The organism is Sphingomonas sp. RS6, assembly GCF_054489705.1.
The window spans coordinates 25989-52181 of record NZ_JBTMWM010000012.1 but is presented as its reverse complement, the minus strand read 5'-3'; the positions used below and the strand labels follow the sequence as shown (position 1 = coordinate 52181).

Sequence of the window (26193 nt, the reverse complement as noted above, 5' to 3'; positions counted from 1 at the left end):
CATGACGCTTGTTACCGGCAGCACCACCGGCACCACCGCCACCGAAACCGGCAGCACCGCCCTGTCGAAGCTGACGGCGGACTATGATCTGTTCCTGAAGCTGCTGACCACGCAGATGCAGAACCAGGATCCGCTCGATCCGATGGACAGCTCCGAATATACGCAGCAGCTGGTCCAGTATTCGCAGGTCGAACAGTCGATCGAGCAGAACAAGACACTGACCTCAATCCTGTCCAACCTGAACATGGCGTCGCTCACCCAGAGTTCGTCGATGATCGGCCAGAAGGTCGAACTCGATTCGGACGTCGCCGGATTGAGCGCGTCGACGCCCGCCCAGTGGAACTGGATCGCGGCAGGTTCGGTCACCTCGGTCACGGCGACGATCCTCGATGCCAATGGCAATGAGGTCGACAAGGTCGACATGCAGGTATCGGGCACGTCGGGTACGTTCGCATGGGACGGCAAGACGAGCACGGGCAAAACGCTGGCAGACGGCGTTTACCGCGCCACGCTTACGGGGACGAACAGCGCCGGCACCAGCATCGCGATGCAGGCAAGTGCTTCTGGCACAGTGCAAAATGTTCAGATGCTCAATGGCGCCGCGGTTGTGTCAATCAATGACGCTCAATACCCGACGAGCCTGATTACGCGTATCGAGAAGTGATGACACCGATAGACCAGTTATCTACGATATCTAACGCTAGGTATAAATCCTGTACTCCGATTCCGTGATATTTACTTCAATCGACGTGAGAAACGTTGTATAAGAACTACAGAAGGCGGCGAGGACGTACCGATCCCCTCGCGATCCTCCCGCCTTCATCTATCTGCCAGGCACACCCCCCCGCCTGGTACATGCGGCAGGCCGGTTTCCCCCAACCGGCCTGCCGCCCGCGTTTCCGGGGTCTGCATTTCACGCACTGCCCTCGCCCCGCACGCAATGGACCAGCGCACAAGATGGGCGTAGGATGCGACGGCCAGATCGCCCGGCAATCTGCACGATGCTGGCCGTGATCGAGGAGGCGGGCTCGGTGAATGACGCGATGATCGCTCTTGCGCTCGCATTTGCCGCGCCGCCCGCCGATGCGGCTGCGGACAGGATCGGCGAAACCTGCACCGGAACCGAGACGGTCCGGGTCGGCAATCGGCGGGCACAGCTCGTGCCCTACACGCTCGACTTCAGCGCCGACCTGAAGGCGCAATCCTGGTGTTATGGCGGCTGCGGGCCGCACCAGACCTTTGCGATCGCTCGCAGCGACGACAGCGCCGTGCAGCTCGCCGACGTCAATGCCGCCAGCATCGAACCGGGCGACCAACGTCGATCGATCCGGTTCGATCGGCGATCGAACACCCTGACCGACGACCAGTCGATGGATCTTGGCAGGATGGGATCGATCATTCGGCACGCCACGGCGCGATGCCGTGCCTCGGCGTTTCACGCGCCGGCGGCGCTGCTACGGCTCAAGCGGCCCTAGGCGGACGTTCGTCCGTTCGGCGATGATGCGTGAATGCGAACGATCGGGTTCGCCGGCGTCGCCGGCGGCCTCGAGCGGTTTCGATCGTGGAAAGGCGAACGCCGGCCACCCCCGGCCGGCGGGAAGGTCAAAACCAATGGTCGCGCGTAGCGCCGCGATCGGCCATCCGGCCGATGCGCGGCCAGCGATCAGACGAGGCGGGCGCTGGCCACCATCGCGGCACCATCGCAACCGATCGGCAGCAACTGCACCGGCGCGGCCGCGGGCTGTGCCATCTCGCGCACCGTCACCTGGTCCAGGCCGCATCCGGCCACGGTGGTCGGCACCACCAGCATGGCGATGCATTCGGCAATATCGGGATCCTCGCGCGGGCCGATCGTGTCGAGCACATCGGCCAGCGTCATGCCCGGCGCAGTCAGCGCGCGTTCGGCCGCCGCGCACCACAACGCGCTTGCATTCTCCACCGTCAACGACAGTGAAACGGTGTAACTCTCACCACTGATACCCGGTCCGAACTCGCGAAAATCCATCATTGCACCCCTGCTGCGCGGGTTAATCGCCAGTTAACGGATGCCCCAGAAAGGCATCGCTGCGTATTCAGTAGATGCACCTAACCGTGCTTCTACGGATTCAATGCACCCGCGCCTCGGCTCGACGAGCCAGTTCGCGGGCATGCGCGGCCACCAGGCACAGCTCGGCATAGAGCCGGTCCCAGAAGGGCGCGGGAATATCGATCCCCTTCGATGCATCCTGGGTCAGCGACAGCGCCGCCGACGGCTCGAGCGCGAGCTGGAAGCGCGTGCCAAACATGCCGTCGACATGCTCGTCGGGCAGCGGATGCGGCACCGAAAGCCTCGCCGACATGATGAAGCCCGAAAGAACGTCGACGCCGTATCCGTCCAGCAACACGCGGGGCCGGCCCGTCATGTCGGGGCGTTCGATGACGACGAGCGCACCCGACGGGTGCTCTTCGACACTCACCCTCAGGCGGCCGCCAAACGCATCGGTGATTTCTCGTATACGCGGAAACAAGTCCGAAATCTCCTGTCCTTCCCCATTATAGAATGGGAAACCATTTCATCCCGGAGACGGCGCACAAAAAAAGGCCGGGATGGCGTACCATCCCGGCCTCCGTTCAAGCCTTTGGCCCCCAGGGTTGGGCCTTGGGCTCTTAGCGGAACAGCGACGTGATCGTCTGCGGCGCCTGATTGGCGATCGACAGCGCCTGCACGCCCAGCTGCTGCTTCACCTGAAGTGCCTGCAGTCGAGCCGATTCCTTCGCGAGGTCGGCGTCGACGAGGTTGCCGATGCCGCTCTCGATCACGTCCGACAGCTTGCTGGTGAAGGTCGCCTGCGCATCGATCTTGCGCGAAGCCGCGCCGAGCGTGCTGAGGCTGGTCTTCAGGTTCGCCTGCGTGGTGGTGATCGTGTCGATCATCGCCTGCGCATTCGACTGGCTGGAGATGTCTCCGCTCGCCGAGATCGTGACGATCGAACCGCCCAGATCGAGGCCCTGGTTGGACACGCTCAGCGAGTCCGGGTTCCAGGTGGTCGCCGACGTCGTGTCCGAATCCTGCAGCGACTGCAGCGCGGTCACGGTGCCGCCCGAAGCCTTCAGCAGGTTGGTGCCGTTGAAGTCGGACGAGTTGACGATCGTGGTGATCTGGTCACGCAGAGCAACGAAGTCGTTGTTCAGCGCTTCGCGGGTCGCATCGTCGATGCCCGCGTCGGCCGCCTGATAGGCCTTGGCCTTCATCTGGTTGACCACGTCGGAGATCTGCTCAGCGCCGGCAACGGCGACGTCGGTCACGCTCTTGGCGCGGCTCAGCGACGAAGAAACGGCCTTCAGGCCGCCCATGTCGCCACGCAGGCCCTGAGCGATCGTGTACGAAGCCGAGTCGTCCTTGGTCGACGAGACCGAAAGGCCGGTGTTGATGCGGCTCTGAGTGGTGGCGAGACCCTTGTTGGTTTCATTCAGGCTCTGGAGAGCCGCCATTGCGCCAACATTGGTGTTAACGGAAAAACCCATGATGATTTCCTTCTTGGACTAGAGCCGCTTCTGCGACCCGGATCGGAACCGCCGATCCGCGGCGGCGCCCTTGTCAGGCCCCGCAGGTTCATTGTGGAAAGGAATCCAGGAGGACCAAAATAATCCTGGAAATTTTGATGGTTACGAGGTGGTTAACCGGAACCCCCAACGCGAAAGGGGCCGGGGCGCGCCGCATCTGCGACGGGCCCCGGCCCCTTCTCCGCCGCGCGTGGCGGTCGATCGTTCAGAACGGGAACAGCGCGTCGTAGATCTGCTGGCCCCAGCGCGCCTGCTGCGCGTCGGTCAGCTGGCCCTTGCCGCCATAGATCACGCGCGCCTCGGCGATCTGGCTGTGCGCGACCGAATTGTCGCGGGCAATGTCCTCGGGCCGGATGATGCCGGTGACGATCAGTTCGCGCATCTCGAAATTGACGCGCACTTCCTGGCGGCCGCGGATCATCAGATTGCCGTTGGGTAGCACCTGGGTGACGATCGCGGCCATCGTCATGTTGATCGTCTCGGACCGGTTGGTCGATCCGCCGCCGCTATATTTGGAGGTCGAGCTGGTATCGACCAGCGATCCCGGGTCACGGCCGGTCAGCTTGCCGATATGGCTTTCCAGGCCGAGCAGCCCGGCGATGCCGCCGGCCTCGGATCCGCCGCGCGTGCGCGACGTCGTGTTGCCGATATCGGCCTTGTCGGCGATGTTGATACGGATCGTCAGGATGTCGCCGGTTTTCCCCGCGCGCTGGTCGCGGAAGAACGCGCCGGCGCCGGTGCGGAACAGCGACGCTGTCGGCGCGGCCTGCGCCACTGTGGCCGGGTGGCGACCCGCGCGATCGGCCGGATCGGCCAGCGACGCTTCCAGCGCCGGCGCGTCGATCGTTTCGGTTGCGGAGAGCTTGGGCGGCTTGCCCACCGATTTGAGCCGGCCGACCGCGCCGCAGCCGGACAGCATCGCGCAGGCGGTGACCGCCAGAACCACGTTACGCATCAGAACTTCCTTCAAGGGGTGGTGATCCGCACCGATCCGGTGCCGTCGACGACGCCGTCGAGGGTGCGGCTGGTGGCGGTGACGAGCACGCGCACCGTGTCGCCGGCCGCGCCGCCGCCCAGTGCCCGGCCCGATGCGCTGATGACCATCGCGCCCGACGCGATCCGCACCGTCACCGGCTCGCCGCGGCGGACGAGCTGGGCACGGGTCACGTCGCTGCGCCGGATCACGTTGCCGGCGGTCAGGTTGCGCGTCGCCTCCATGCCGACGAGCTCGTCGATCTGAAGCGCGCCGCGCGCGGTTGCCGCCGGCCGGTCCTCGACCGCCAGGTCGCGCACCTCGATCGGCTCGCCGCGCGCGACCGATTGCTGCAGGACGGCCACCGGCACGTCCTGTCCCGGTGCGACTGCCGACAGCAACAGGGCGGCGAAGGCGAACATCAGCGCAGCTGGCTGGTCGTCGCCAGCATTTCGTCCGCGGTCTTCACGACGCGGCTGTTCATCTCATAGGCACGCTGCGCGGTGATCAGCGCGGTGATTTCGGCGACCGGATTGACGTTCGATGCTTCGATGAAGCCCTGCGTCAGCGTGCCGTTGCCGGGCTCGCCCGGGGCGGCGACGGTCGGCTGGCCCGACGCGGCGGTCTCCAGGAACAAGTTGCCGCCCTTCGCCTCGAGGCCGGATTCGTTCATGAACGTCGCGAGTTCGAGCTGGCCCAGCTGCTGCGGCTGGGTGTTGCCGGCCACCACCACTTCAACGACGCCGGTCTTCGAAACGGTGAAGTTGGTCACGCCCTGCGGCAGCGTGATGCCGGGCTGAACAATATAGCCGTCCTGCGTCACCAGTTCGCCCTGATCCGAAATCTGGAACGAACCGTCGCGAGTATAGGCGGTGCTGCCGTCGGGCATCGTCACCTGGAAATAGCCATTGCCCTGGATCGCCAGGTCATAGGGATTGCTGGTCTGCGTCAGCGAGCCCTGCTCGTTGATGCGATAGACGCCGCCGGTCTTGACGCCCGCGCCGATCTGGATGCCCGACGGCACCTTGGTATCGCCGCCGGTCGACGAACCCGGCCGCGACACCTGCTGGTAGAGCAGGTCCTGGAATTCGGCACGCTGGCGCTTGAACGCCGTCGTGTTCATGTTGGCGATGTTGTTCGAAATGACGTCGACGTTGGTCTGCTGCGCGAGCATGCCGGTGCCGGCGATGGAAAGCGAACGCATTTGAACTGCCCTTTCGTTTGAATCAGCCGATCCGGCCGAGCTTGTCGATCGCCTGCTTGCGCATGTCCGACATTGAATCGGCCATGCGCTGGCTGGTCTGATAGGCTCGCAGGATCTGGATCATGTCGGTGGTTTCGGCGATCGCGTTGACGTTCGATCCCTCGACGCCGCCGGTCTGGAGACGGGTATCGGCGGCAGCGAGTTCGCGGCCCCCGGTTGCGTTGAACATGCCGTCGCCGCGCGGATCGACGCCGGCCTCGCTGTCGAACACGGTGACGGCGACGCGGCCCAGCGGCCCTTCGCGGCCGACGATCGTGCCGTCCGAACGCATACTCAGCTGGCCCGCCTGGTCCGCCGGCACGTTGATCGGCTTGCCGCCCTCGCCCAGGATGCGCTGGCCGCCAGCGGTTGCCAGGTCGCCATTTTCGAGCACCTTGATATAGCCCGCGCGCGTATAGGCGGTGGTGCCGTCGCCGGCCTCGACCGCGAGATAACCCGGCCCGTCGATCATCACGTCGAGCGGGTTGCCGGTCGGCTGGAACGATCCGGCGGCCATGTCGTGCACGGCGCCGTAATCGAGCACGAACGAGGTCTGCTTCGCCGGCTTGATCGATGAATCGGTCTGCTCGACATACTCATGGAACACCGGCTGCTCGCGCTTGAAGCCCACCGTGTTCATGTTGGCGATGTTGTTCGCCACGATGTCCAGCCGACGGCGAAGCGCCTGTTCCTGGCTGAGCAGCACATAGGAAGAGATGTCCAACGGGTCGTCCCTCGAAATTTGTCGCTAGGCAGAAATTGCCGGGTGACAGTCCTATAATAGGAGAAAATCGGAGACGCGGGCGCCGCGGTCGAAAAAGGAAGGTCCAGGGGTATGTCGGCGGAAATCGTCGAAGATAAGAGCGCGGACGCCGCACCTGCGGATGGCGCCAAAAAGAAGAAGAAGCTGATCATGATCGGCGGCGCGGCGGTTGCGGCGCTTGCGCTGGGCGGCGGCGGTGCCGCCTTCTTCCTCGGCGGCAGCAAGACCGAAGCCACCGCGGCCGAGGCCGGGCATGGCGGCGAGGAAGCCGCCAGCGCCGATCATGGCGGCGGCGACAATGCCGAGGAAGGCCATGGCGAAGGCAGCGGCGAGAAGTTCGTCGATGTGCCGCCGCTGTCGGTCAATCTGCGCTCGCCCGATGGCGCGCCGCGCTTCCTCAAGCTGCATTTCATGCTCGTGCCGGGGCCGAAGGGCAACGAGACGACGCTGAAGGACCAGTTGCCGATGGTGCTCGACGCCTATCAGCCGTTCCTGCGCGAGCTTCGCCCGGAGGATCTCGCCGGCTCGGCGGCGGTGTTCCGGCTGAAGGAAGAGCTGATGGTGCGCGCCACGCGCGTGCTCGGCCCCGGCATGGTCAAGGACGTGCTCATTCAGGACCTGATCCAGCAATGATCGATCTCGACGATTTCGACCTTCCCGATCCCCCCGCCGCCCCGTTCGGCGGCGAGGAGGGCCGGTTCGACCAGGCGGACATCGACGCGCTGTTCGGCGGCAGCGAGCCGGTCGCGAAGAAAAAGGGCCTGCGCGCAGTCCTTGAATCAAAGGTCATCAGCCACGAGCGCCTGCCGATGCTCGAGGTCGTGTGCGACCGCGTCGTCCGCAGCTTCGCCAGCTCGATGCGCAACCTCACCTCGGACGCGATCGATGTCAGCCTCGAGGAAGTCACCTCGGCGCGGTTCGGCGAGTTCATGAACCGCGTGCTGCTGCCTGCGATGGTGGGCGTGTTCAAGATTTCCGAATGGGAAAGCTATGGCCTGATCACCGTCGAATCGGGGCTGATCTACGCGGTGGTCGATGCGCTGCTCGGCGGCCGCGGCAGCAATTCGCCGACGGTGATCGACGGCCGCGCCTTCACGCCGATCGAGACCGCGCTCGTCTCGCGCGTGCTCGAAATGGCGCTGCGCGACTTCTGCGAAGCCTTTTCGCCGATCGAGTCGGTCCACATGAATCTCGAACGCATCGAGACCAATCCGCGCTTCGCGGCGATCGCGGCGACCTCGAACATCTGCGCGATCGCCACCTTCCGCGTCGACATGGACGGTCGCGGCGGCTGCTTCACGCTGGTGTTTCCCTATGCCACGCTCGAACCCGTTCGCCACAAGCTGCTCCAGCGCTTCATGGGCGAAAAGAGCGGCCGCGACAGCATATGGGAGGCGCACATGGCCTCCGAGATCCGCAAGACCAACGTCACCGTCAGCGTGCTGCTCGGCGAAAAGCCGCTGCCGCTGTCCGATCTCGAAACGCTCCAGGTCGGCCAGGTGATCTCGCTCCACAAGAGCCCCGACGATCCGCTCGACATCGCCTGTGGCGACGTCAAGCTCGCCCAGGCCCAGATCGGCCAGCGCAGCGGCCGCGTCGCCGTTCGCCTGGTCAACGATGTTTCCCGCACAAGGAAGAAGACCCAATGAGTATCGCGTTGCTCGCCAATGTGCTGACGATCGTGCTGTGCGTCGCCGTGCTCGTCCAGAGTCTGCGGATGATGCGCAGCCTGCGCGCGGTGAAGGACGGCGCGCTGACCGACGTCGTCAAGGCGCTCGACAATGCCACCACCCAGGCGCGCGCCGTCCTGTCCGACATGAAGGCGACGCTGGGCACCGATTGCGCGCGCCATGCGCGGCTGGTGGAAAATGCCCGCGAACTTCGCGACGAGCTGTCGGACATGATCGGCATCGCCGATTCCGCCTGTGAGCGGATCGTCGCGGCGGTCAGCATGGCGAATGGCGTGCGCTTCGCCGCCGATGCGGTCGCCGCCGCCGAGGCCGAGATCGAATCCGGTGCCAGCACCGGCGCCGACGCGGCGGATACCGACGCCGACGCCCTGCCCCGCAGCTCGATCTCGCACGAGGCGGCGTGATGCCGCGCCCTTCGCTTCTGCTGCTGATGGCGGCGGCGTCGGCGATCGCGGCGGTCGCCAATGCCGCCGGGCTTGCCGCGGCCGATCAGGATTCCGCCGCGCCCAAGACGCGCCTCGGCAATTCGATCGAGCGCGATCTCAGCGAACGCGATGCCGATGCAGCGCGCCGCAAGCGCGCGCTCGATCTGCGCGAACAGGCGGCAAAGGCCGCTGAATCGCGGCTTCAGGCCGATCTCGAGGCGCGGCAAAAGGCCGATGCCGCCACGGCACCCGGCGCGCCCGGCGCACCCGGCCCGGCCGAAGCGCAGTTCGACGACCTCGCCCGCATCTATCAGGCGATGAAACCCGCCAAGGCGGCCGTGGTGTTCGAGCAGCTCGAAATGGAAGTGCAGATGAAGGTCGCCCAGCGGATGCGCGCCAACTCGACCGCCGCGATCCTGGCGGCGATGTCCCCCAAGGCGGCAGCGGCGCTGAGCATGGCGCTGGCCCGCAAGAACGCGGTGCAGACGGGCAAGCCAACCACCGTTGCAGACGCCAAGCGATAGGTCGCGAAGGGGCCAACATCGGCTTGTCTCGCATTGGGCGAACAGCCGATGTTAGGGGTGGTGGGCCTGCAGCGTGCTCAAGCGCGTATCCCAACACCGTTCATCCTGTCGAGGCGGCTTCCAAACCTGGTAAACTGTAGCTTGAACGGCACCTGCTTGTACGATCGAAGTCTGAGCTTTTGACCTCAAGCAGATTGCGAGATCCACCCTCCTTGCCTAAGAGGCAGACCCTGGGGGGACTATATGAATCACTTGCAGTTTCTTGCTGTTGGACTTTGCCTTGCCGCTACGGGCTGCGGTGGAGGCGGCAGCACATCAGGCGGCGGCACGGTTATCGTACCACCACCCGCCACCTCGGCACCGACCCCAACGCCGTCCCCCTCGCCCCCACCACCCATCGACTTCGCGCACGACTTCACCTTCACCAGCGATCTCGGATCCGTTTGGAGCCGGTTCACCTACACCGACAGCTTTGGTTTGACCCAGACCGTTGACACTGTCGAAGACGACGGGCTTACTGTTGGCCCGCTATTCGGGTTGAACTTCAACGTCAGCACCGGCTCACTCCAGTTCGCCCAAGGGACGCAGAAGATAACTTTTTCTGCTTCTGATCGGTTAGGCGATCGATATTTCGCGCGCGAAGGTAATTCGCTGACCCTTTTTCCGACCGATTCATCTTTTAAATACGTAGTCGCGGCTTATGCCAAGGGAGCTGAAACCCCTTATGTTTTGGGCGTCAACAGCGGCAAGCGTTCGACGTATTACGTCGGCATTTTAGGATATCGCAGCACCGTCACATCGCGCATGGAAGGGGCGCTAAATTTCTATACGGGGCAGCCAACTTTGCGAGGCAGCCCCGCGAACAGCAACCAATTACGAGTGCACGGTCTCCGAATTTTGATCAACTCTGGCCAGAATTACTACTTCGGATCGATATACCTCAACAAAGTAGAAAATGGCGCCGAGGTATATGTCGGAAAACTAGACCTAAAGGGAACGTTGAATGAGGTGTCCAACGTTTTTTCTGGTACACTCACGGATCCCGTAACGGGATACACTGGCGCTTTCCGGGGCGCGCTGTTTGGTCCAAATCGTGATGAGTTGGCGATCTTATATCGCTTTTCTCGTTCTCTTGACGGCGGAATCATCTACTCCGGTGAAATGCTCGCCCGGCGAGAGTAGCGACCCAACTGACATTATTCGATCCTCACCCGCGGTGGTTTCAGCCTCTTTGTGCGCAGCATCTGTCCGCACTTGGGCGCTTCGCGCCGGTACAATCCTGTAAGCCGACGCCCTGAAACACCGGCCGGGACGGCAATTGCCCCCGCCCCTCAGCTCATCGACGCGCCGACTTCAACGATCAGCACGCGCTTCACATCGGGTTCCACCGCCTTGATCGCCTCGGTCAGCGAATGGTCGAGTGCCGCGACATTCACCGCGCGCAGGCTCGACGCATCGAGCCGTGCGAATTCGACGCCCGCCGCCACCACCGCCGCGCGCAGCACCGGCATCGATCCGGTGATCCGTTCGGCGCCCGCCGCCGAATCGACATCGACGACCAGCTTGAAGTTAAGCGTACCGCTCATCCGGTCGGCGTCGATTATCGGCACGGCAACCGGGTCCATCGCGACCAGATGAAGATCGCCCCCCGCTTCGCCGCCGCCGGATGCGAGCGCCTTGCTCGCCGGCATCGGCGACGCGGCGGCAACCACCGCGCCCAGCATGGTGAGCGTCTTTTTCCTGCGCACCTCGATTTCTCCTGTCAGAACATCGCGCTGCCCGCGTCACGGGCGCCGCACTCATCCTATAATAGGTCTAAACCGATTAACGGATTCCCAATGAGCCACGATCAACGCCCCGGCCGGATGCGCGTCGTCAGCGACGCGGCGGCAGCACGCGGCAACGCCGTCGATGCCAAAGCCACGGCCAACGCCAATCTGCCCGCCGGATCGCACGATGCGGGCCAGGCGGCCGGCGCCGGCGGCCTGCCGATCCTGCCTGCCCTGGTGTTCCTGCTCGCCTGCGGCGGGGGCGGCGTCGTCGGCGTGTTCATGCTGGCGGGGGGCCATTGATGCGGGCTTTCGCGATCCTGCTGCTCGCCACGACCGCGATGGCGCCGGTCAGCGATCCGCCCCCTGCGGCCGAACACGCGCCCGCGGCAAACGCTTCGGGAGATCACGGCGCGGGCGATCACGGGGCAGACAGCCATGCCGCCCCCGGCCCCAACGGTGCCGCGCCGGGGGCGACGGCAGCCGGTCGTCAGCCGCTGCCGCCCTTTGCCGCGATCCTGGCACAGATGCCGCGGATCGATGACAGCCGCGACTGGCCCGATCTCACCGACGACGCCGCCTGGGCCGCGCTGATCGCCGCCCGGCCGGAGACGCGGCAGCTCGCTCGCTGGCAATATGCAGGCTCGCTGATCCGCCAGAATCGCGGCGGCGAGGCGCTGGGCGTGCTCGAAACCATGCTGGGCGACGACGAAGATCTCGCACTCGCCGCCCCCTTTCAGCTCGCCACCGGCGCCGCACTGACGCTGATCGGCCGCAATGCCGATGCGGTCGAGGCGCTGTCGCTGCCCGAACTCGCGGGCAATTCGGAAGCCTGTGCCTGGCGGATGCGCGCCCTGGCGGCGGCGGGTGACGAAATGGAGGCGGCACGCCAGATCAACTGCGCGGTGCCCTCGATCAACGGCCGCGATCCGCAATCGCGCAAACCCTTCACGCTCGCGGCGGCACGCGGCGCGATCGCCGCCGGCCAGGCCCAGCCGGCGATCGCCTGGCTCAAGCTGTTCGGCGAACAGGACGCGACAGCCAATCTGCTGCGCGGCCGGGCGCTGCTCGCGGCCGGCGATCCGGCGGCAGGGCTGTTCCGCCTGTCGCGCGCCGAACTCAGCGGCACGCCCGAAGTCCAGGCGGCGGCACGCTTCTATCGGATCGAAGGCGATCTGAAGCGCCATCGCATCAGCCCCGCCGAAGGGATCAAGCAGCTCGAAACGCTGCGCTATCAATGGCGCGGTGGCCCGATCGAGGAAGCGGCGCTGCGCCTAGAATTCGCGCTCGCCAGCGAACTCGGTGATCGCCGCTCGTCGCTGCGCACCGCCGCGGTGCTGTTCCGATACTTCAACCTCGGCCGCGATGGCGCGCCGATGCTCAAGCAGATCCAGACGTGGCTGGCGGAGATGCTGGCGCCGAACAGCGGCATGCCGCTGCCCGAGGCGGCCGGGCTCTATTGGGATTACAAGGAACTCGCGCCATCAGGTGCGGAGGGCGACGCGCTCGCCTTGCGGCTCGCCGACCGGCTCGAAGCTGCCGGTCTCTACGCGCGCTCCGCCGAACTGCTGCAATATCAGCTGATGCAGCGCCGCCAGGATGTCGCGCAGGGGCCGCTTTCGGTGAAGGTCGCCTCGCTGTTCATCCTGTCCGGCCGGCCCGATCGAGCGATCGACACGCTGCACGCGACCGAACAGCCAAGCTATACCGATGCGATGCGCTGGGATCGCAAGCGGGTCGAGGCGGTGGCGCTCTACAAGCTGGGACGCCCGCAGGCCGCACAGGCTGCGCTCGACGGCATTCCCGGCGCCAATGGCGTCCGCGCCGAAATCCAGTGGCGCGCGCGCAACTGGGGCAATTTCATCACCGAGAACGAGGCCGCGCTGCCCCCGCCGGGGCCGCTCGACGCCCCCGCCCAGGCGGCGGTGCTGCGCCACGCGGTCGCGCTGGCGATGCTGGGGCGCGAGGATCGTCTCGGGGCGCTGCGGGCGCGCTATGGCGCGGCGTTCAAGACGCTGCCCAGCGCGCAGGCATTCGATCTGCTGACACAGCCTGCGGACCGGATCGATCCGGCCCGCATCAGCGCCGCGATGGCGGCGATCCCCGAAGCGAGCCCCAGCGGCGCGATCGGGGATCTGTTCGACGCGCCTACAGGCTGAAGCGCAGCGTCGCGCGGATGTCGCGGCCGGCGAGCGGCGCGAAGTCCTTCAGATAGCTGCTGGCGCGGCGGGCATCGACGTCAAAGATGTTGTTCGCCGACAGCGTCAGGCTCGTTCCCGGCATCGCCTGGAACGGCTTGAAGCTCAGCGCCGCGTTGACCATCGTGTACGCCGCCGTCGGCGTCTCATATTCGGCGATCCGGTCCTGCTTGAACACATGCTCGACCTCGAAACGGCCGGTCAGCGCGTCCGATTGCGCCTCGATCCCGCCGAGCACGCGCATCGCCGGGATGCGCGGTGCCGGTCCCTGATCGACGATGTTGGCATGAACGTAATCACCCAGCGCATCGAGGTTGATGGTGTAGCCGCCCAGTTGCGCGACACGCACCGAACCCTGCGCCTCGAAGCCGTAATAACGGGCATCGCGCTGGGTGAACTGGAAGCAGGGCAGGTCCACGTCGCGCCCGCTCGGCGCTGCGGCCGCCTCGCACACCGACTGATCGGTCTGGTTGTCGGTGATGTAGTTGGAGAACCAGTTGTAATAGGCCGATGCGTCGAAGCTGTAGCCGTCACCATGCGCATGGACGGTCGCCTCCAGGCCCCAGCTCTTTTCCAGCCGGAAGTCGGGGTCACCCAGTTCATAGGCTTCGGTGCCGGCATGCGCACCATTGGCGAACAGCTCCTCGGCCGACGGCGCGCGTTCGGTGTGCGACAGGTTGAGGCCGATCCGCACCGCTTCGCTCAGGCCATAGGACGCACCCACTGATCCCGTCAGCGCCTCGAAATGGCGCTTGCCGCGATAGAAGCGCAGATCGTCGGGCAGCGTGTCGGCCGAAAGGTCGGTGAATTCATAGCGCAGGCCGGCCTCGGCCTTGAAGCGGCCCAGATCGAGCTGCTGGAGCGTGAACAGGCCCAGCTGGCTGGTCTGGTTCTTCGGCAGGAACGCCTCGTCGCCCTTCACGTCGAAGTTGCGGCTGAAGTATTGGACGCCTGATGCACCCTTCCATGCGCCGCGATCGGCCTGGACGAGTTCAAGGCGGCTTTCGAGGCCCTGGTTGTAGAAGGCGGTGCCGATCGCGCCGTCCTCTTCCAGCTCGTAATGCCGATACGAGGCATAACCGGCGCGCAGCCGCACCTGCTGGAGGATGCCGCCGCCGGTATCGACTTCGGCGCGCAGGTCGACGCGGTTCTGCACCAAGTCGAGCCGCGGCGCTTCCTGCTCCTGGCCGGGCTGCGTCGCGTAGCGGACGGGAATGCCGTACACGCTGTCATAATGGCTGTACGAAACGCCCAGGCTGCCGGTGTCGGTGATGATCGACACGCCGAAGCCGGCGGTCCAGGTTTCCGCCGCGCTGTTCGGCAGCTTGCCCTTGATCCGCGCATTCGCCGCGAAGTCGATCGGCTCGGCCTCGTCCGGGTCGGCCGGCAGCGCCGCGCTCGCCAGCGCTTGGTTGCGCGCGGCACGGGTCAGCGCATAGCCGCCGATGCGCAGGTCGTCGGCCTTCGAATAGGAACCGTCGGCATGGAGCACCAAATACTTGCCCACGGCGACATCGCCGGCGCCGCCGACGCTGCGCTCGTTCGCCGCCGAGCCATAGGTGCCGATCGCGCTCAGGCGATAGCCCTTCTCCGGGATGGTGCGCGGGATACGCGAGTCGATCACGTTGACCACGCCGCCCACCGCCGACGATCCGAACAGCAGCGCAGACGGGCCGCGCAGCACCTCGACACGCTCGGCGAGCAGCGGGTTGATGACGACGGCATGGTCGGCCGAGGTGTTCGACACGTCGATCGAACCGATCCCGTCGGTCAGCACGCGGACGCGCTCGCCCTGGAAACCGCGCAGGATCGGCCGCGATGCGTTCGGGCCGAACGACGATGCGGACACGCCGGGCTGGCGCGCCAGCGTCTCGCCGATCGTCGGCCGCAGGTCGCGGGTCAGTTCCTCGCCGGTGACGACCGAGGTGCCCGACAGCACGTCGCGTTCGGTCTGGCGATAGGGCGCGGTGACGATGATCGCGCTGTTCTGCTGCGTGCCGCTCTGCGCATCGGCATCGGTGGTCGCGGGCACATCGGCCTCAGCCGGCGCGGCGGGCGCCCGATCGGTATTGGCCAGCGCCGGCAACGGCGCGGCAAGCAGGCAGGCGGAAGCGAACAGGACACGACGCGACATCAACTCGAATTCCCCGAACATCTTTATGATCGGGCGCGGCTGTAACGGAGATGATATATGGTATCAAGTGCCAATCTCGTGACACGGTGGCGCTTGCCGAAGTTCCCACTCGGCCCGGATCAGTCGGGCCGTTCGCCTTTTACGAAGAAATGATCGATCACGTCTCTGGCAAGACGCGCCGGCCGGCGCGTCTCGGCATCGAGGCAACACCAGCTCGACTTCACCTCGGCCAGCACCTCCGAGCCGCGCCGGATGATCGTCTCGTAGAAGGCGCGTGCGCCCTGCACCTTCTCCAGCAGCACCGTCGCGACCACGTCGTCGTCGAGGAATGCCGGCCGGCGATAGGTGATTTCGTGCTTCAGCGCCACCCACAGATGCTCGGCCACTGCCTCCACCGGTGCCAGCGCCTGCCAGTGGCTGACCACCGCCGCCTGCACCCATTTGAGATAGGAGGCATTGTTGACATGGCCCATGAAGTCGATGTCGGATTGCTCCACATCGACGCGGAATTCGAAGGGGATCGCAGTGCCGGTCACGCGTCCATCATAGCGCATCCGCGCCGCCGACGCGACCGCCGCCGGCAAAAAACCCCGCACCCTGCCGCCGCGCGCTTGCCGTAGCGGCAGCGCCGCCACCGCCTCAATCGTGGCCGAGTTCCAGCCGCCGCGCTAGCGAATCGCGCCGCGAGTCGATCTCGTGCCGGGCGCGTTGGATGATCTCCAGCTCCGTCGCCTCCAGCAGGTCGTCCACCACCCCGCGCAGATGCCCGCGCATCGCCGCGCGCGCCGCATTCGGATCGCGCTCGCTCAGCGCCTCCAGGATCGGCCGATGCTCCGCCACGCGCGGGTTGACGCCGCTGCGCCGCGCCCGATCGAACATCGTCGCGCTCAGCGGCGATCGCGTGCGCAGATCCCACAGATATTCAACGACGTTGCGCACCGCGGCATTGCCGGTCGCATTGGCGATCGCGACGTGGAAACGGCGATCGGCGTCATAGGCCTCGGCCTGCTCCGGGTCCGCCGCGGCCATTTCCGCGACAATTCCCTCCAGCTCGGCCAGCTGCTCGTCGGTGATCGACACCGCCGCCAGCGCCGCCGCCTCGCCCTCGAACAGGATACGCGCCTCGGTCAGGTCAAATGCGCCGACATCGAGGTTGAGCGCATCGCCGCGCATCGCCGTGGCCTGACCGTCGCGCCGCATCACGTACAGGCCGGAGCCGTGCCGCGCCTCGATCCAGCCCTTCATCTCCAGCGCGATCATCGCCTCGCGGATCGTCGGCCGGCTGACGCCATATTCCTCGGCCAGGTCGCGCTCGCCGGGGAGTCGCGTGCCGGGCGCCCACTGCCCCCCCTCGATCGCCTCGGCGATCGCGGCAGCCACGCGCTGGTAAAGTTTGTTGCCGTTGATCTTCATGAACAAGCCCACATAAGCAAGCCGGGCGCGATCGGGAAGCCATTATCGGTCTGGCCAATCGCGGCGTGCGCCCGGCTTTGTGTCCGACCGAGACGTCAGAACCGCTCCGGCGAATAGCGCGCGGGGTCGATCACCGCCAACCCCGGGTCGGGCGCCCCTGGCTCGATCAGCGCCGCGCACAGCCGCGCCGCCGCCGGCGCCGTCTGGATGCCGAAGCCGCCCTGCCCCGCGCACCAGAAAAAGCCGGGCACCACCGGATCGAAGCCATAAACCGGGCGCCGGTCGGGCGCGAAGCTGCGCAGCCCGGCCCATTTATGCTCCAGCGCCGCCACCCGCCAGTCGACCGCCCCCTCGAACCGGTCGATCGCCACCGCGACGTCGATCTCCTCGGGCGCGACGTCGCAGGGCGGGCTCGGCGTCTCGTCGTGCGGGGTCAGCCACAGCCGCCCGCCCGGCTCGGGCTTGAAATAGAATCCGCCGCCCAGATCGCTGACCAGCGGCGTGCCCGGCGGCGGCGGCGGATCGGTGCGGATCTGGAGCATCGTCCGACGGTAGGCGGTGATGCCCACCGGCCGTGCCCCGGCGATCGCCGCCACCTGGTCGGCCCATGCGCCGCCCGCGTTGATCAGCAGGTCGGCGCCAAACGCCCCGCCCGCCGTCTCCAGCCGCCACACGCCCGCCTCGCGCACCGCCTCGCGCAGTTCGGCCGAAAGCACCAGCTCGGCACCCGCGCGGCGCGCCTGGTTCAGGAAATGCTGATGCAGCGCGGCGACGTCGATATAGGCGCAGCTCGGCTCGCGCACGCCCAGCCGCCACGGCGCCCGCAGCCCCGGCAGGATCGCCTGCGGGTCGATCGGCTCGAGCGCGACACCGCTGCCCTCGAACGCGGCCAGAAAGGCGTCGACGCTGGCCTCGTCGCCGGCCCGGGCCAGATGCAGCTCGCCCAGCGGATCGAGGAACCCGCCATCGCGCAGCATTGCGCCCGACGCGCTGGTCAGCGGCTGGACGTCCGGCCCGCCATAGGTTTCGGACCAGAAGGCCGCCGACCGGCCCGTCGCGTGATAGCCGGGTCGCTCCTCCGCCTCGATCAGCAGCACCAGCCCCCGCGGCGCAAGCGCGGCGGCAAGGCTCGCCCCGGCGATGCCGGCGCCGACGATCGCCACGTCATATCGGATCATGCCGGCCGCGCCCGCGCATCGAGAAACGAATCGATCGCCGCAATCGCCCGGTCGCGCACGCCGTCCACCTCGCGCAGGATCTCATGCGCGCTTTCGGGGCCGAACCGCACCAGCTCCCCATGCGACAGCCGCGGCACGATGCGCAGCGCCGCCCGCGCATCGACCAGCTGGTCGGCTTCGGCGACCAGGGCCAGCACCGGCACCCTCACGCGCTCGATCGGGCCGGCTTCCAGCGCCTGCATCGATCGAAACGCCTCGACCACCCATTGCCAGCTCGGCGGGCCGGTCAGAATCGACGGATCGTGCGTCTGCCACCACAATTCGTCGGCATAACGATCGGGATCGTGCGTCAGCAGGTTCGATCGCGTCTCGGTGGTATAGGGCTTTTCGTTGCCGCGCCACGCCGCCCGGGCGGGATTGCCCAGCCGCGCCAGCAGCCGTGCGGCGGGAGCGGCGAATCGCCCGAGCGGGCTGCGGATCCCGAGCATCGGCGCGACCAGCACCGCCGCGTCGGGCGCGATCGCCCCTTCGGCCAGTGCGCGCAGCACCAGATGGCCGCCCATCGAATGCCCCATCACCACATGCGGCCCCGGCGTATCCGCTCGCCAATCGGCGAAGAAGCCGCGAAAATCGGCGATGAAGTCGGCGAAATCGGCGATATGGCCGCAATTGGCGGCGGGCGTCAGCCGCCCCGATCCGCCCTGCCCGCGCCAGTCGAACGCCGCGATATTCCATCCCTGCGCGTGCCAGTGCGCGAACGTCTCCAGATATTTCTCGAAAATGTCGCCGCGCCCGGTTTGGAACAGGATGCTGCCCCGCGCCGGCCCGTCGCCGGTCGCCGGCCAGCGAAACCGTCGCAGTCGCCATCCGTCCGCCGCCGTCCACTGATCGATGATCGCGTCGGCAGGGATCGCACGCCGCACATTAAGGTCAACTGCCATGTTCACTGGTTACGGTTTCCTAATCGGTTGCGTCTAGCGATTAACGGCGATGGGGAACCTCGCTGCGACAATTCTGCTCGGCGTCTTGATGCTGCTGCTCGTCTGGGCGGGCATCGAGGATGTCCGCACGCGCGAGATCGCCAACTGGAAGAACGCGACGATCGCGCTGCTCGCGCCCTTATGGTGGTGGGCCAGCGGAGTCGCCCTTTGGCCGGACGCGGCGATCCATGTCGGCGCGGCGGCGCTGGTGTTCGCCTTCTTCGTCGGCGCCTTCGCGCTCGGCCAGATGGGCGGCGGCGACGTTAAGTTGATCGGCGCGCTCGCGCTGTGGCTGCCGGTGCAGCCGCTGATCTGGATGCTCGTCCTCATGTCGTTGCTCGGCGGCGCGCTGACGATCGTGATGCTGGCCGAGAAATGGCTGCGCCGTCGCAACGATGCACCACTTGAGATTCCTTATGGCGTGGCGATCGCCCTGGCCGGGCTGATTGTCCTTCGCGAACCGATTCTTAACCAGTTCGGCGGATGATTAACGCCGGCGCAACCGTATCTGGCAGCCCAGACAAAAAGGCTTGAAGCGAAATGGATGGACGCAAGGTCATTCTCCTCGTCGGCGCGCTCGTCGTGGCTGCGATCACCGCTTTCATGGCGCGCAGCCTGATGGTCGGCGCGCCTGCACCGGTCGCCGGGGCGATGCCGAACGGCGCAGCGGCGCAGCCCGTGAACACCACCGAGGTGCTGGTCGCCAAGCGCGCGCTGCCGGTGGGCACGATCCTCGATGCCACTGCGCTCGAATTCCGCCCCTGGCCGAAGGAACTGGTCGAGGGCGCCTATTTCATCCGCGGCGACAGCGATCCCGCCAAGCTTCAGGGCACGGTCGTCCGCTACGCGATTCCCGCCGGCCAGCCGGTGGCGCAGGGCGCGCTGGTCAAGCCGGGTGATCGCGGCTTCCTCGCCGCCGCGCTCGGCCCGGGCATGCGCGCCGTCACCGTGCCGGTGTCTGCGCAGAGCGCCGTTGCCGGCTTCGTCTTCCCGGGCGATCATGTCGATCTGATCCTCACCCAGTCGGTCGCCGGCGGCGGCGATGGCCCGCCGCTCAAGGCGTCGGAAACGGTGCTGCGCAACCTGCGCGTGCTCGCCACCGACCAGCGCACCGAAAAGCGCACCGACGATCAGGGCAAGACCGTCGTCGACACCTATTCGACCGTTACCGTCGAGGCGACGGCCAAGATCGCCGAAAAGATCGCGGTCGCACAGACCGTTGGCACGCTGTCGCTGTCGCTGCGCTCGCTCGCCGATACGCCCGGCGAGCTCGAGGAGGCGATCGCCAGCGGCGCAGTCAACGTCCCCGACGATCCGAAGCAGGAAAAGGAAATGCTCGCCCGCGCCGCGACCCGGCCGCAGGACGTTGCCGACAGCTTCGTGACGGGCGCCGATGTGTCGCGCTTCCAGCGCCGCACCGTGCCCGGCAAGGGCGACGGCAGCGCGACGGGCGCCGTGCCCTCGGCCGCCCCGGCAGCCAACTATCCCGGTGGAACCAGCTCGCGCGTCGGCCCGTCGGTCCTCGTCGTGCGCGGCAGCGACGCCAGCATCGTCCCGGTCGGGGGGAAGAACTGACATGAACAGCCTGTTGCTCGCGCGCCGCTCGCTCGCGGCCACCGTCTCCGCCGGGCTCGCGCTCGGCACCCCGGCCACCGGCTTCGCCCAGAGCCGCGCCGCGCGCCCGGCGCAGGCCCAGGGTGTCCGCGTCGCGCAGCTTCCGGCAGGGACGCAGCGCCCGACGACCGAAGTGCGCCTGTCGATCGGCGAGGGTGAACTCATCACCCTGCCCGCCGCCGCCGCCAATGTCTGGACGTCCAATCCCGGCGTCGCCGACGTCTATGTCGCCAATGCGCGCCAGATTCATCTCTATGGCAAGGAATTCGGCGACGCGACGGTGTTCGCTACCAACGCCGCCGGCGCGGTGATCTATTCGACCACGGTTCGCGTCAGCCAGAACATCACTTCGATCGATCGGATGATGAAGGCAGCGATGCCCGATGCCGACATCACCGTCGTCACCGTCGGCCAGCTCGCGGTGCTCAACGGCACGGTCAAATCGCCCGCCGACAGCGAACAGGCGGCGCGGCTTGTGACCAGCCTGCTCAACCCCGGCGTCAACGTCAACGACGCCAATGCCCCGCTCAAGATCGGCGTGGTCAACCGGCTGCGCACGGCAACGCCGCTTCAGGTCCAGCTTCAGGTCCGCTTTTCGGAAGTGAGCCGCAGCTTCATCAAGAATCTGAACGTCAATCTCACCAACCGCGATCAGGGCAGCTTCCTGTTCGGCATCGCCCAGGGCAACCAGGGCACGATCACCACCAACACCGGCTCCACCGTCGACTCCGCCTCGGGCGCAGCGCCGGGCGGCACCATCTACAAATTCCCGACGCCCAGCAGCGGCAACACGATGATCGGCGCCGCGGGGCGCTTCCTCGGCACCGATCTGCTCGCCTCGCTCGATCTGGGGGAGACGATCGGCCAAGTGACGACGCTCGCCACGCCCAGCCTCACCGCGCTGTCGGGCGAAACCGCCAATTTCCTCGCGGGCGGCGAAATCCCGATCCCGATCGCGCAGGCGCTCGGCACCACCTCGATCGAATATAAGCAATATGGCGTCAGCCTCGCCTTCACCCCCACCGTGCTCGCCGATGGCCGCATCTCGCTGCACGTCCGGCCGGAAGTATCGCAGCTTTCGTCCTCGGGCGCGGTGACGTTCAACGGCACCACCATTCCGGGCATCACCACGCGCCGCAGCGAGACCACGGTCGAGCTGGGCTCGGGCGAAAGCATGGTGATCGGCGGCCTGCTTCAGAACAGCCACAATAATTCGATCACCAAGACGCCCGGCCTCGGCGACGTGCCGATCCTCGGCGCGCTGTTCCGCTCGAACGGGTTCCAGCGCAACGAGACCGAACTGGTGATCGTCATCACCCCCTATCTGGTGCGCCCGGTCAACGCGAACCAGATCGTGCTGCCGACCGACGGGTACAAGGCGCCGAACGACTTTGATCGCCTGCTGATGGGCAGCCTCGGCGGCGGCACCTCGGGCGGCGAGCGGCCCAAGCCGACAATGGCGCCGGCGAGCAGCCAGCCCTCGATCGGTGCGATGGCGCCCGCCCCCGTCGCGCCGCAGCCGCAGCAACAGGCGCCCGAAAAGGCGCTGCCCGCCGGCACCCGCAAGTCCCGCACGGACGCCGCCCCGGCGCCCGGCTTCGGCTTCTGATCGTCGCGCATGTCGTTGAGGAGACTGCCCGTGTACTCGCGCTTCCTTCCCCTCCTTGCCGCCCCGGCGCTGCTGCTTGGCGGCTGCAGCGGCTATAATGGCGGGCTCGAATCGGTGCATCAGCCGGTCGTCGAGCGCCACGACTATGTCCTCGATCTGCAGACCGACGGCGATCGGCTCGGCGCGGGCGAGACGCAGCGCCTGACCGACTGGCTCGCCGCGATGAACCTGCGCTACGGCGATCACATCGCGGTCGATGACGGTGCCGGCGGGATCGCCGGCCGCAGCGAAGTCGCCGCGCTCGCGGGCAATTACGGCCTGATGATCGACGATCGCGCGCCCGTCACCGCCAGCCCCGTCGCCCCCGGCACCGTCCGGGTGGTGGTGACGCGGATGACCGCCTCGGTTCCCGGCTGCCCCGATTATTCGCATCCCGGCGAGCTCACCGCCGATGCCAGCACCAGTTCGAACTTCGGCTGCGCGACCAACGCCAATCTCGCCGCGATGGTGGCCGATCCGCGCGATCTGGTGCGCGGCGCGCCTGCCGCGCCGGTCACCGATCCGCTGACCTCCACCAAGGCGATCCGCGCGCTGCGCGCCGCCGCGCCATCCGGCGGGGGCGGCACCACGATCAAGAGCGAATCCGCAACCGGTGGAGGCAGCAAGTGAACATGCCCTTCGCACCCGGCCGCACCGCGCATCGCGATCCCTTCGCCGCCTTTGTCTGCGACGAAGCCACCGCCGAGGCGCTTCGCCCGATCGCCGTCGAACTCGGCTGGCCGCCCGAAAAGGTCAGCAAGGGCGGCCTGCGCAACGCCGTCCAGACGCTGTCGGTCTCGGCCAGCCCGACGATCCTGTTCGTCGACCTATCCGAATCGAGCGACCCGCTCAACGACATCAACGCGCTTGCCGAGGTGTGCGAGCCCGGCACGATCGTCATCGCCTCGGGCCAGGTCAACGACGTCCGCCTCTATCGCGATCTGATCGCCAGCGGCATCCAGGACTATCTGCTCAAGCCGATCAATCCCGATGCCCTGCGCGATACCTTCGCCCAGGCCCAGGCCTCGCTCGCCGCGCCGCGCCAGGCCGATCCGGGCAGCGATCGCCCGCACTGCGCGGTCGCGGTGATCGGCACGCGCGGCGGCGTCGGCGCCTCCACCGTCGCCACCTCGCTCGCCTGGCTGTTGTCGGACAAGCACAGCCGCACCACGGCGCTGCTCGATCTCGACGTCCATTTCGGCACCGGCGCGCTGTCGCTCGATCTCGAGCCAGGCCGCGGCCTCACCGACGCGATCGAGAATCCCAGCCGCATCGACGGCCTGTTCATCGAACGCGCGATGGTCCGCGCCTCCGAACGCCTCGCGGTGCTCTCTGCCGAGGCGCCGATCAACGCGCCGATGATCAGCGACGGCGCCGCCTTCTACCAGTTGCAGGAGGAGATGCGCAGCGCCTTCGAATGCACCGTGGTCGATCTGCCGCGCGCGATGCTGGTCAATCACCCGCATCTCATCACCGACGTCCAGGTCGCGGTGCTCGTCACCGAAATGACGCTGGCGGCGGCGCGCGACGCGATCCGCATCCTCAGCTGGTTCAAGTCGAACGCACCGCAGACGCGCGTGTTCGTCGTCGCCAACAAGGTGCCTCAGCCGGCGATGCTGGAAATCAGCCGCAAGGATTTCGAAGGCTCGATCGAACGCAAGATCGACGTCGTCGTCCCCTTCGAGCCCAAGATCGCGGTCCAGGCCGCCAAGCTCGGCAAGCCGTTCATCGATGCGGGCAAGAGCGCCAAGTCGCTCGCCGGGCTGATCGGCCTGGCACCGCAGATCACCGAGATCACCGACGCGGCCGAAGCCGATGCCGCGCGCGGCGCCAAGCAGAGCCGCGGCGATGCAAAGGGCGCCTCGCTGCTCGACAAGCTCAAGGGCCGGATGGGCGGCCGCAAGAAATGACCGGCCGCCCCGCCCCCTCGCCGGTAACGCGGCGCTAAGGTCTGTCTGAGACACTGGGCCGCGACCGCCGGGGGCGCGGTCCGGCTTGCCAATGGGAGCACGACGCGCGTGGAATTGCTGCCGCTATTGATGATCGGTGGAGGCGCCATGCTGGTGCTGGTGCTGATGGTGATGGCGCTGTCCGGCCCCTCGCCCCAGCGCGCCGGCGCCCGCCGCCTCACCAGCGTGCGCGAACGCCATGTCGTCAGCGCCACCGGCACCAACGCGATGGAGGCGCAGCTCCGCCGTATCTCCACCAACCGCGCGACCACGCTCGATGCCACCGCCTCGCGCTTCCTGCCCAATCCCGCCCAGCTGCAAAAGCGGCTGAACATGACCGGCAAGGGCTGGACGCTCGGCCGCTACGGCCTGACGATGCTCGGCCTCACGCTCGTCACCGCCGCGCTGCTGTTCCTGAAAGGCGCGCCGATCTGGCTGTCGCTGTTCCTCGGCCTGTTCGTCGGGCTCGGCATCCCGCATTTCGTCGTCGGCTTCTTCATCAAGCGCCGCATCGCGCAGTTCACCGCGAAATTCCCCGATGCGATCGAGCTGCTCGTTCGCGGCCTGCGCTCGGGCCTGCCGATCACCGAGACGATCGGCGTCGTCGGCCAGGAAGTCGACGGCCCGGTGGGCGAGGAATTCCGCTCGGTCAGCGACAAGATGAAGATCGGCCGCTCGCTCGATGCCGCGCTTCAGGAAACCGCCGATCGCCTCGGCACGCCCGAATTCCAGTTCTTCACCATCACCATCGCCATCCAGCGCGAAACCGGCGGCAACCTCGCCGAAACGCTCGCCAACCTGGCCGACGTGCTCCGCAAGCGCAGCCAGATGAAGCTCAAGATCAAGGCGATGTCGTCCGAATCCAAGGCGTCGGCGCTGATCGTCGGCTCGCTCCCCTTCATCGTCTTCACGCTCGTCTGGTTCATCAACAACAACTACATGATGAACTTCTTCAAGGACGAACGGCTGATGATCGCCGGCGGCGGCGGGCTGATCTGGATGGGCCTGGGCGCCTTCATCATGGCCAAGATGGTCAATTTCGAGATCTGATCGCGATGCAGGCTCCCCCCACCGGCCCCACGCTGCTTGGCGTCGACGTCCTCTGGGTCGCGACGATCCTGTCGGGCGTCGCCGCGCTCGCGGTGATCCTCGCCATCTATGCCGCCGCCACCGTGCGCGATCCGATGGGCAAGCGCGTAAAGGCGCTCAACGAACGCCGCGAACAGCTCAAGGCCGGCATCACCGCCTCGACCTCGAAGCGCCGCGCCAAGCTCGTCCAGCGCAGCGAGACCACCGATCGCATCCGCAGCTTCCTCACCTCGCTCAAGGTGCTTCAGGACAGCCAGCTCAAAATGGCGCAGACCCGGCTGATGCAGGCCGGCATCCGGCGCAAGGAATGGGCGGTGGCGGTGATCTTCGGCCGGCTCGTCCTGCCGATCGTCATCGGCGGCCCGGTGCTCTATCTCGTCTATGGCACCCAGGCCTTTGCCGACTGGTCGCCGCTCAAGGCATATGGCCTCGTCGCCGGGAGCTTCATCCTCAGCTACAAATTCCCCGATCTCTACCTCAAGAACCGCATCACCAAGCGCAGCCACGCGATCCGCAAGGGCCTGCCCGACGCGCTCGACCTCTTGGTGATCTGTGCCGAGGCGGGGCTCACCGTCGACGCCGCCTTCGCCCGCGTCGCGCGCGAGCTTGGCAAGGCCTATCCCGAACTGGGCGAGGAATTCTCGCTCACCGCGATCGAGCTGGGCTTCCTCACCGATCGCCGCACCGCGTTCGAAAACCTCGCCCTGCGCATCGATCTCGATGCGATCCGCGGCGTCGTGACGACGATGATCCAGACCGAGAAATACGGCACCCCCCTCGCCTCGGCGCTGCGCGTGCTCTCGGCCGAATTCCGCAACGAACGCATGATGCGCGCCGAGGAAAAAGCCGCCCGCCTGCCCGCGATCATGACCGTGCCGCTGATCCTGTTCATCCTGCCGGTGCTGTTCATCGTCATCCTCGGCCCGGCGGCCTGCTCGATCAACGATGCGCTGATGAAGTGAGGGGGCCGGGTTCTCGGCGCAGCATGCGCCTTGGCTCCGCCTAGCGCATTTCCAAGTTGACCGAGTATGGTCAACGATACGGCGTCGGCGCAAGCCT

The 26193-nt window shown here is 66.8% G+C and carries 29 protein-coding genes; 16 read left to right on the top strand and 13 right to left on the bottom strand.

Translation table 11 applies throughout. The features are described 5' to 3' along the window. Position 1 precedes the first annotated feature (1 nt). Both ACX40Y_RS16815 and ACX40Y_RS16810 read left to right on the top strand, forming a co-directional pair. The gene (locus tag ACX40Y_RS16815) at positions 2-664 is read left to right on the top strand and encodes a flagellar hook assembly protein FlgD (RefSeq protein ID WP_459120722.1); all 663 of its coding nucleotides are present in this window, start codon (positions 2-4) and stop codon (positions 662-664) included. Positions 665-968: 304 nt separating this feature from the next. Then, on the top strand, positions 969-1475 hold the full coding sequence (locus tag ACX40Y_RS16810; protein WP_459120721.1) for a hypothetical protein: 507 nt from the start codon (positions 969-971) through the stop codon (positions 1473-1475). A gap of 188 nt (positions 1476-1663) precedes the next feature. Here ACX40Y_RS16810 and ACX40Y_RS16805 read toward each other — a convergent pair whose 3' ends face one another. From ACX40Y_RS16805 to ACX40Y_RS16775, 7 genes are all read right to left on the bottom strand, one after another. Next, positions 1664-2005, bottom strand: a complete 342-nt coding sequence (locus ACX40Y_RS16805; protein ID WP_459120720.1) for a hypothetical protein — start codon at positions 2003-2005, stop codon at positions 1664-1666. Positions 2006-2105: 100 nt separating this feature from the next. Further along, the gene (locus ACX40Y_RS16800) at positions 2106-2507 is read right to left on the bottom strand and encodes a hypothetical protein (RefSeq protein ID WP_459120719.1); all 402 of its coding nucleotides are present in this window, start codon (positions 2505-2507) and stop codon (positions 2106-2108) included. A gap of 139 nt (positions 2508-2646) precedes the next feature. Beyond that, positions 2647-3504 carry a flagellin gene (locus tag ACX40Y_RS16795; protein ID WP_459120718.1) on the bottom strand — a complete coding sequence of 286 codons (858 nt, stop codon included), beginning with the start codon at positions 3502-3504 and terminating at the stop codon, positions 2647-2649. Positions 3505-3748: 244 nt separating this feature from the next. Then, positions 3749-4498 (bottom strand): flagellar basal body L-ring protein FlgH, encoded by a 750-nt coding sequence (gene flgH, locus ACX40Y_RS16790; RefSeq protein ID WP_459120717.1) that lies wholly within the window; start codon positions 4496-4498, stop codon positions 3749-3751. 11 nt (positions 4499-4509) lie between these two features. Then, positions 4510-4938: a flagellar basal body P-ring formation chaperone FlgA gene (gene flgA / locus ACX40Y_RS16785; RefSeq protein ID WP_459120716.1), complete on the bottom strand. Its 429-nt coding sequence runs from the start codon at positions 4936-4938 to the stop codon at positions 4510-4512. Continuing rightward, the gene (gene flgG, locus ACX40Y_RS16780; RefSeq protein WP_459120715.1) at positions 4938-5720 is read right to left on the bottom strand and encodes a flagellar basal-body rod protein FlgG; all 783 of its coding nucleotides are present in this window, start codon (positions 5718-5720) and stop codon (positions 4938-4940) included. The genes flgA and flgG overlap by 1 nt, the downstream gene beginning before the upstream one ends. 22 nt (positions 5721-5742) lie before the next feature. Beyond that, positions 5743-6483 carry a flagellar hook-basal body protein gene (locus ACX40Y_RS16775; protein ID WP_459120714.1) on the bottom strand — a complete coding sequence of 247 codons (741 nt, stop codon included), beginning with the start codon at positions 6481-6483 and terminating at the stop codon, positions 5743-5745. A gap of 111 nt (positions 6484-6594) precedes the next feature. Here ACX40Y_RS16775 and ACX40Y_RS16770 point away from each other — a divergent pair, with 111 nt between their 5' ends. The 5 genes from ACX40Y_RS16770 (at position 6595) to ACX40Y_RS16750 (ending at position 10344) form a co-directional block, all read left to right on the top strand. Further along, entirely contained in the window at positions 6595-7155 is a 561-nt protein-coding gene (locus tag ACX40Y_RS16770) for a flagellar basal body-associated FliL family protein (protein WP_459120713.1), read from the top strand. Next, positions 7152-8171, top strand: coding sequence for a flagellar motor switch protein FliM (fliM, locus tag ACX40Y_RS16765; RefSeq protein WP_459120712.1), 1020 nt, complete (start codon positions 7152-7154; stop codon positions 8169-8171). The genes ACX40Y_RS16770 and fliM overlap by 4 nt, the downstream gene beginning before the upstream one ends. After that, positions 8168-8617 carry a DUF6468 domain-containing protein gene (locus ACX40Y_RS16760; protein ID WP_459120711.1) on the top strand — a complete coding sequence of 150 codons (450 nt, stop codon included), beginning with the start codon at positions 8168-8170 and terminating at the stop codon, positions 8615-8617. The genes fliM and ACX40Y_RS16760 overlap by 4 nt, the downstream gene beginning before the upstream one ends. After that, positions 8617-9162, top strand: coding sequence for a magnesium transporter MgtE N-terminal domain-containing protein (locus ACX40Y_RS16755; protein ID WP_459120710.1), 546 nt, complete (start codon positions 8617-8619; stop codon positions 9160-9162). The genes ACX40Y_RS16760 and ACX40Y_RS16755 overlap by 1 nt, the downstream gene beginning before the upstream one ends. 243 nt (positions 9163-9405) lie before the next feature. After that, positions 9406-10344, top strand: a complete 939-nt coding sequence (locus tag ACX40Y_RS16750; protein ID WP_459120709.1) for a hypothetical protein — start codon at positions 9406-9408, stop codon at positions 10342-10344. Between the two features lie 149 nt (positions 10345-10493). Here ACX40Y_RS16750 and ACX40Y_RS16745 read toward each other — a convergent pair whose 3' ends face one another. Next, positions 10494-10910: a hypothetical protein gene (locus ACX40Y_RS16745; RefSeq protein ID WP_459120708.1), complete on the bottom strand. Its 417-nt coding sequence runs from the start codon at positions 10908-10910 to the stop codon at positions 10494-10496. 90 nt (positions 10911-11000) lie between these two features. On the opposite strand from ACX40Y_RS16745, the gene ACX40Y_RS16740 reads away from it, so the two are divergent. Together ACX40Y_RS16740 and ACX40Y_RS16735 are read left to right on the top strand one after the other, a co-directional pair. Continuing rightward, positions 11001-11234 (top strand): hypothetical protein, encoded by a 234-nt coding sequence (locus ACX40Y_RS16740; RefSeq protein ID WP_459120707.1) that lies wholly within the window; start codon positions 11001-11003, stop codon positions 11232-11234. Continuing rightward, a complete protein-coding gene (locus ACX40Y_RS16735; protein WP_459120706.1) occupies positions 11234-13090 on the top strand; it encodes a hypothetical protein in 1857 nt (618 codons plus the stop codon). Before ACX40Y_RS16740 ends, ACX40Y_RS16735 begins: the two co-directional genes overlap by 1 nt. On the opposite strand, the gene ACX40Y_RS16730 is transcribed toward ACX40Y_RS16735, so the two are convergent. The 5 genes from ACX40Y_RS16730 to ACX40Y_RS16710 all read right to left on the bottom strand — a co-directional run bounded on the left by ACX40Y_RS16730 (position 13080) and on the right by ACX40Y_RS16710 (position 18795). After that, positions 13080-15263 carry a TonB-dependent receptor gene (locus tag ACX40Y_RS16730; RefSeq protein ID WP_459120705.1) on the bottom strand — a complete coding sequence of 728 codons (2184 nt, stop codon included), beginning with the start codon at positions 15261-15263 and terminating at the stop codon, positions 13080-13082. The genes ACX40Y_RS16735 and ACX40Y_RS16730 overlap by 11 nt on opposite strands. A gap of 119 nt (positions 15264-15382) precedes the next feature. Then, a complete protein-coding gene (locus ACX40Y_RS16725) occupies positions 15383-15817 on the bottom strand; it encodes an acyl-CoA thioesterase (protein ID WP_459120770.1) in 435 nt (144 codons plus the stop codon). Positions 15818-15902: 85 nt separating this feature from the next. Further along, positions 15903-16676 (bottom strand): FadR/GntR family transcriptional regulator, encoded by a 774-nt coding sequence (locus tag ACX40Y_RS16720; RefSeq protein WP_459120704.1) that lies wholly within the window; start codon positions 16674-16676, stop codon positions 15903-15905. 95 nt (positions 16677-16771) lie between these two features. After that, entirely contained in the window at positions 16772-17854 is a 1083-nt protein-coding gene (locus tag ACX40Y_RS16715; RefSeq protein ID WP_459120703.1) for an NAD(P)/FAD-dependent oxidoreductase, read from the bottom strand. Then, positions 17851-18795 (bottom strand): alpha/beta fold hydrolase, encoded by a 945-nt coding sequence (locus ACX40Y_RS16710; RefSeq protein WP_459120702.1) that lies wholly within the window; start codon positions 18793-18795, stop codon positions 17851-17853. Before ACX40Y_RS16710 ends, ACX40Y_RS16715 begins: the two co-directional genes overlap by 4 nt. Before the next feature lie 49 nt (positions 18796-18844). On the opposite strand from ACX40Y_RS16710, the gene ACX40Y_RS16705 reads away from it, so the two are divergent. From ACX40Y_RS16705 to ACX40Y_RS16675, 7 genes are all read left to right on the top strand, one after another. Beyond that, on the top strand, positions 18845-19321 hold the full coding sequence (locus ACX40Y_RS16705) for an A24 family peptidase (RefSeq protein ID WP_459120701.1): 477 nt from the start codon (positions 18845-18847) through the stop codon (positions 19319-19321). 53 nt (positions 19322-19374) lie between these two features. Further along, positions 19375-20409, top strand: a complete 1035-nt coding sequence (gene cpaB, locus ACX40Y_RS16700; RefSeq protein ID WP_459120700.1) for a Flp pilus assembly protein CpaB — start codon at positions 19375-19377, stop codon at positions 20407-20409. A 1-nt stretch (position 20410) separates the two neighbouring features. Continuing rightward, positions 20411-22057, top strand: a complete 1647-nt coding sequence (locus ACX40Y_RS16695; RefSeq protein ID WP_459120699.1) for a type II and III secretion system protein family protein — start codon at positions 20411-20413, stop codon at positions 22055-22057. 30 nt (positions 22058-22087) lie between these two features. Then, positions 22088-22726: a CpaD family pilus assembly protein gene (locus tag ACX40Y_RS16690; protein ID WP_459120698.1), complete on the top strand. Its 639-nt coding sequence runs from the start codon at positions 22088-22090 to the stop codon at positions 22724-22726. After that, entirely contained in the window at positions 22723-24006 is a 1284-nt protein-coding gene (locus ACX40Y_RS16685; RefSeq protein WP_459120697.1) for an AAA family ATPase, read from the top strand. Before ACX40Y_RS16690 ends, ACX40Y_RS16685 begins: the two co-directional genes overlap by 4 nt. 108 nt (positions 24007-24114) lie before the next feature. Further along, on the top strand, positions 24115-25095 hold the full coding sequence (locus ACX40Y_RS16680; protein WP_459120696.1) for a type II secretion system F family protein: 981 nt from the start codon (positions 24115-24117) through the stop codon (positions 25093-25095). Between the two features lie 5 nt (positions 25096-25100). Further along, on the top strand, positions 25101-26096 hold the full coding sequence (locus ACX40Y_RS16675; protein WP_459120695.1) for a type II secretion system F family protein: 996 nt from the start codon (positions 25101-25103) through the stop codon (positions 26094-26096). The last annotated feature ends 97 nt before the right edge of the window (positions 26097-26193 follow it).

Coding starts and splice junctions, on each gene's coding strand:
- ACX40Y_RS16815 (WP_459120722.1), top strand. CDS start 2: ATGACGCTTGTTACCGGCAGCACCACCGGCACCACCGCCACCGAAACC.
- ACX40Y_RS16810 (WP_459120721.1), top strand. CDS start 969: ATGCGACGGCCAGATCGCCCGGCAATCTGCACGATGCTGGCCGTGATC.
- ACX40Y_RS16805 (WP_459120720.1), bottom strand. CDS start 2,005: ATGGATTTTCGCGAGTTCGGACCGGGTATCAGTGGTGAGAGTTACACC.
- ACX40Y_RS16795 (WP_459120718.1), bottom strand. CDS start 3,504: ATGGGTTTTTCCGTTAACACCAATGTTGGCGCAATGGCGGCTCTCCAG.
- flgH (WP_459120717.1), bottom strand. CDS start 4,498: ATGCGTAACGTGGTTCTGGCGGTCACCGCCTGCGCGATGCTGTCCGGC.
- flgA (WP_459120716.1), bottom strand. CDS start 4,938: ATGTTCGCCTTCGCCGCCCTGTTGCTGTCGGCAGTCGCACCGGGACAG.
- flgG (WP_459120715.1), bottom strand. CDS start 5,720: ATGCGTTCGCTTTCCATCGCCGGCACCGGCATGCTCGCGCAGCAGACC.
- ACX40Y_RS16770 (WP_459120713.1), top strand. CDS start 6,595: ATGTCGGCGGAAATCGTCGAAGATAAGAGCGCGGACGCCGCACCTGCG.
- fliM (WP_459120712.1), top strand. CDS start 7,152: ATGATCGATCTCGACGATTTCGACCTTCCCGATCCCCCCGCCGCCCCG.
- ACX40Y_RS16760 (WP_459120711.1), top strand. CDS start 8,168: ATGAGTATCGCGTTGCTCGCCAATGTGCTGACGATCGTGCTGTGCGTC.
- ACX40Y_RS16755 (WP_459120710.1), top strand. CDS start 8,617: ATGCCGCGCCCTTCGCTTCTGCTGCTGATGGCGGCGGCGTCGGCGATC.
- ACX40Y_RS16750 (WP_459120709.1), top strand. CDS start 9,406: ATGAATCACTTGCAGTTTCTTGCTGTTGGACTTTGCCTTGCCGCTACG.
- ACX40Y_RS16740 (WP_459120707.1), top strand. CDS start 11,001: ATGAGCCACGATCAACGCCCCGGCCGGATGCGCGTCGTCAGCGACGCG.
- ACX40Y_RS16735 (WP_459120706.1), top strand. CDS start 11,234: ATGCGGGCTTTCGCGATCCTGCTGCTCGCCACGACCGCGATGGCGCCG.
- ACX40Y_RS16730 (WP_459120705.1), bottom strand. CDS start 15,263: ATGTCGCGTCGTGTCCTGTTCGCTTCCGCCTGCCTGCTTGCCGCGCCG.
- ACX40Y_RS16725 (WP_459120770.1), bottom strand. CDS start 15,817: ATGCGCTATGATGGACGCGTGACCGGCACTGCGATCCCCTTCGAATTC.
- ACX40Y_RS16720 (WP_459120704.1), bottom strand. CDS start 16,676: ATGAAGATCAACGGCAACAAACTTTACCAGCGCGTGGCTGCCGCGATC.
- ACX40Y_RS16715 (WP_459120703.1), bottom strand. CDS start 17,854: ATGATCCGATATGACGTGGCGATCGTCGGCGCCGGCATCGCCGGGGCG.
- ACX40Y_RS16710 (WP_459120702.1), bottom strand. CDS start 18,795: ATGGCAGTTGACCTTAATGTGCGGCGTGCGATCCCTGCCGACGCGATC.
- ACX40Y_RS16705 (WP_459120701.1), top strand. CDS start 18,845: ATGGGGAACCTCGCTGCGACAATTCTGCTCGGCGTCTTGATGCTGCTG.
- cpaB (WP_459120700.1), top strand. CDS start 19,375: ATGGATGGACGCAAGGTCATTCTCCTCGTCGGCGCGCTCGTCGTGGCT.
- ACX40Y_RS16695 (WP_459120699.1), top strand. CDS start 20,411: ATGAACAGCCTGTTGCTCGCGCGCCGCTCGCTCGCGGCCACCGTCTCC.
- ACX40Y_RS16675 (WP_459120695.1), top strand. CDS start 25,101: ATGCAGGCTCCCCCCACCGGCCCCACGCTGCTTGGCGTCGACGTCCTC.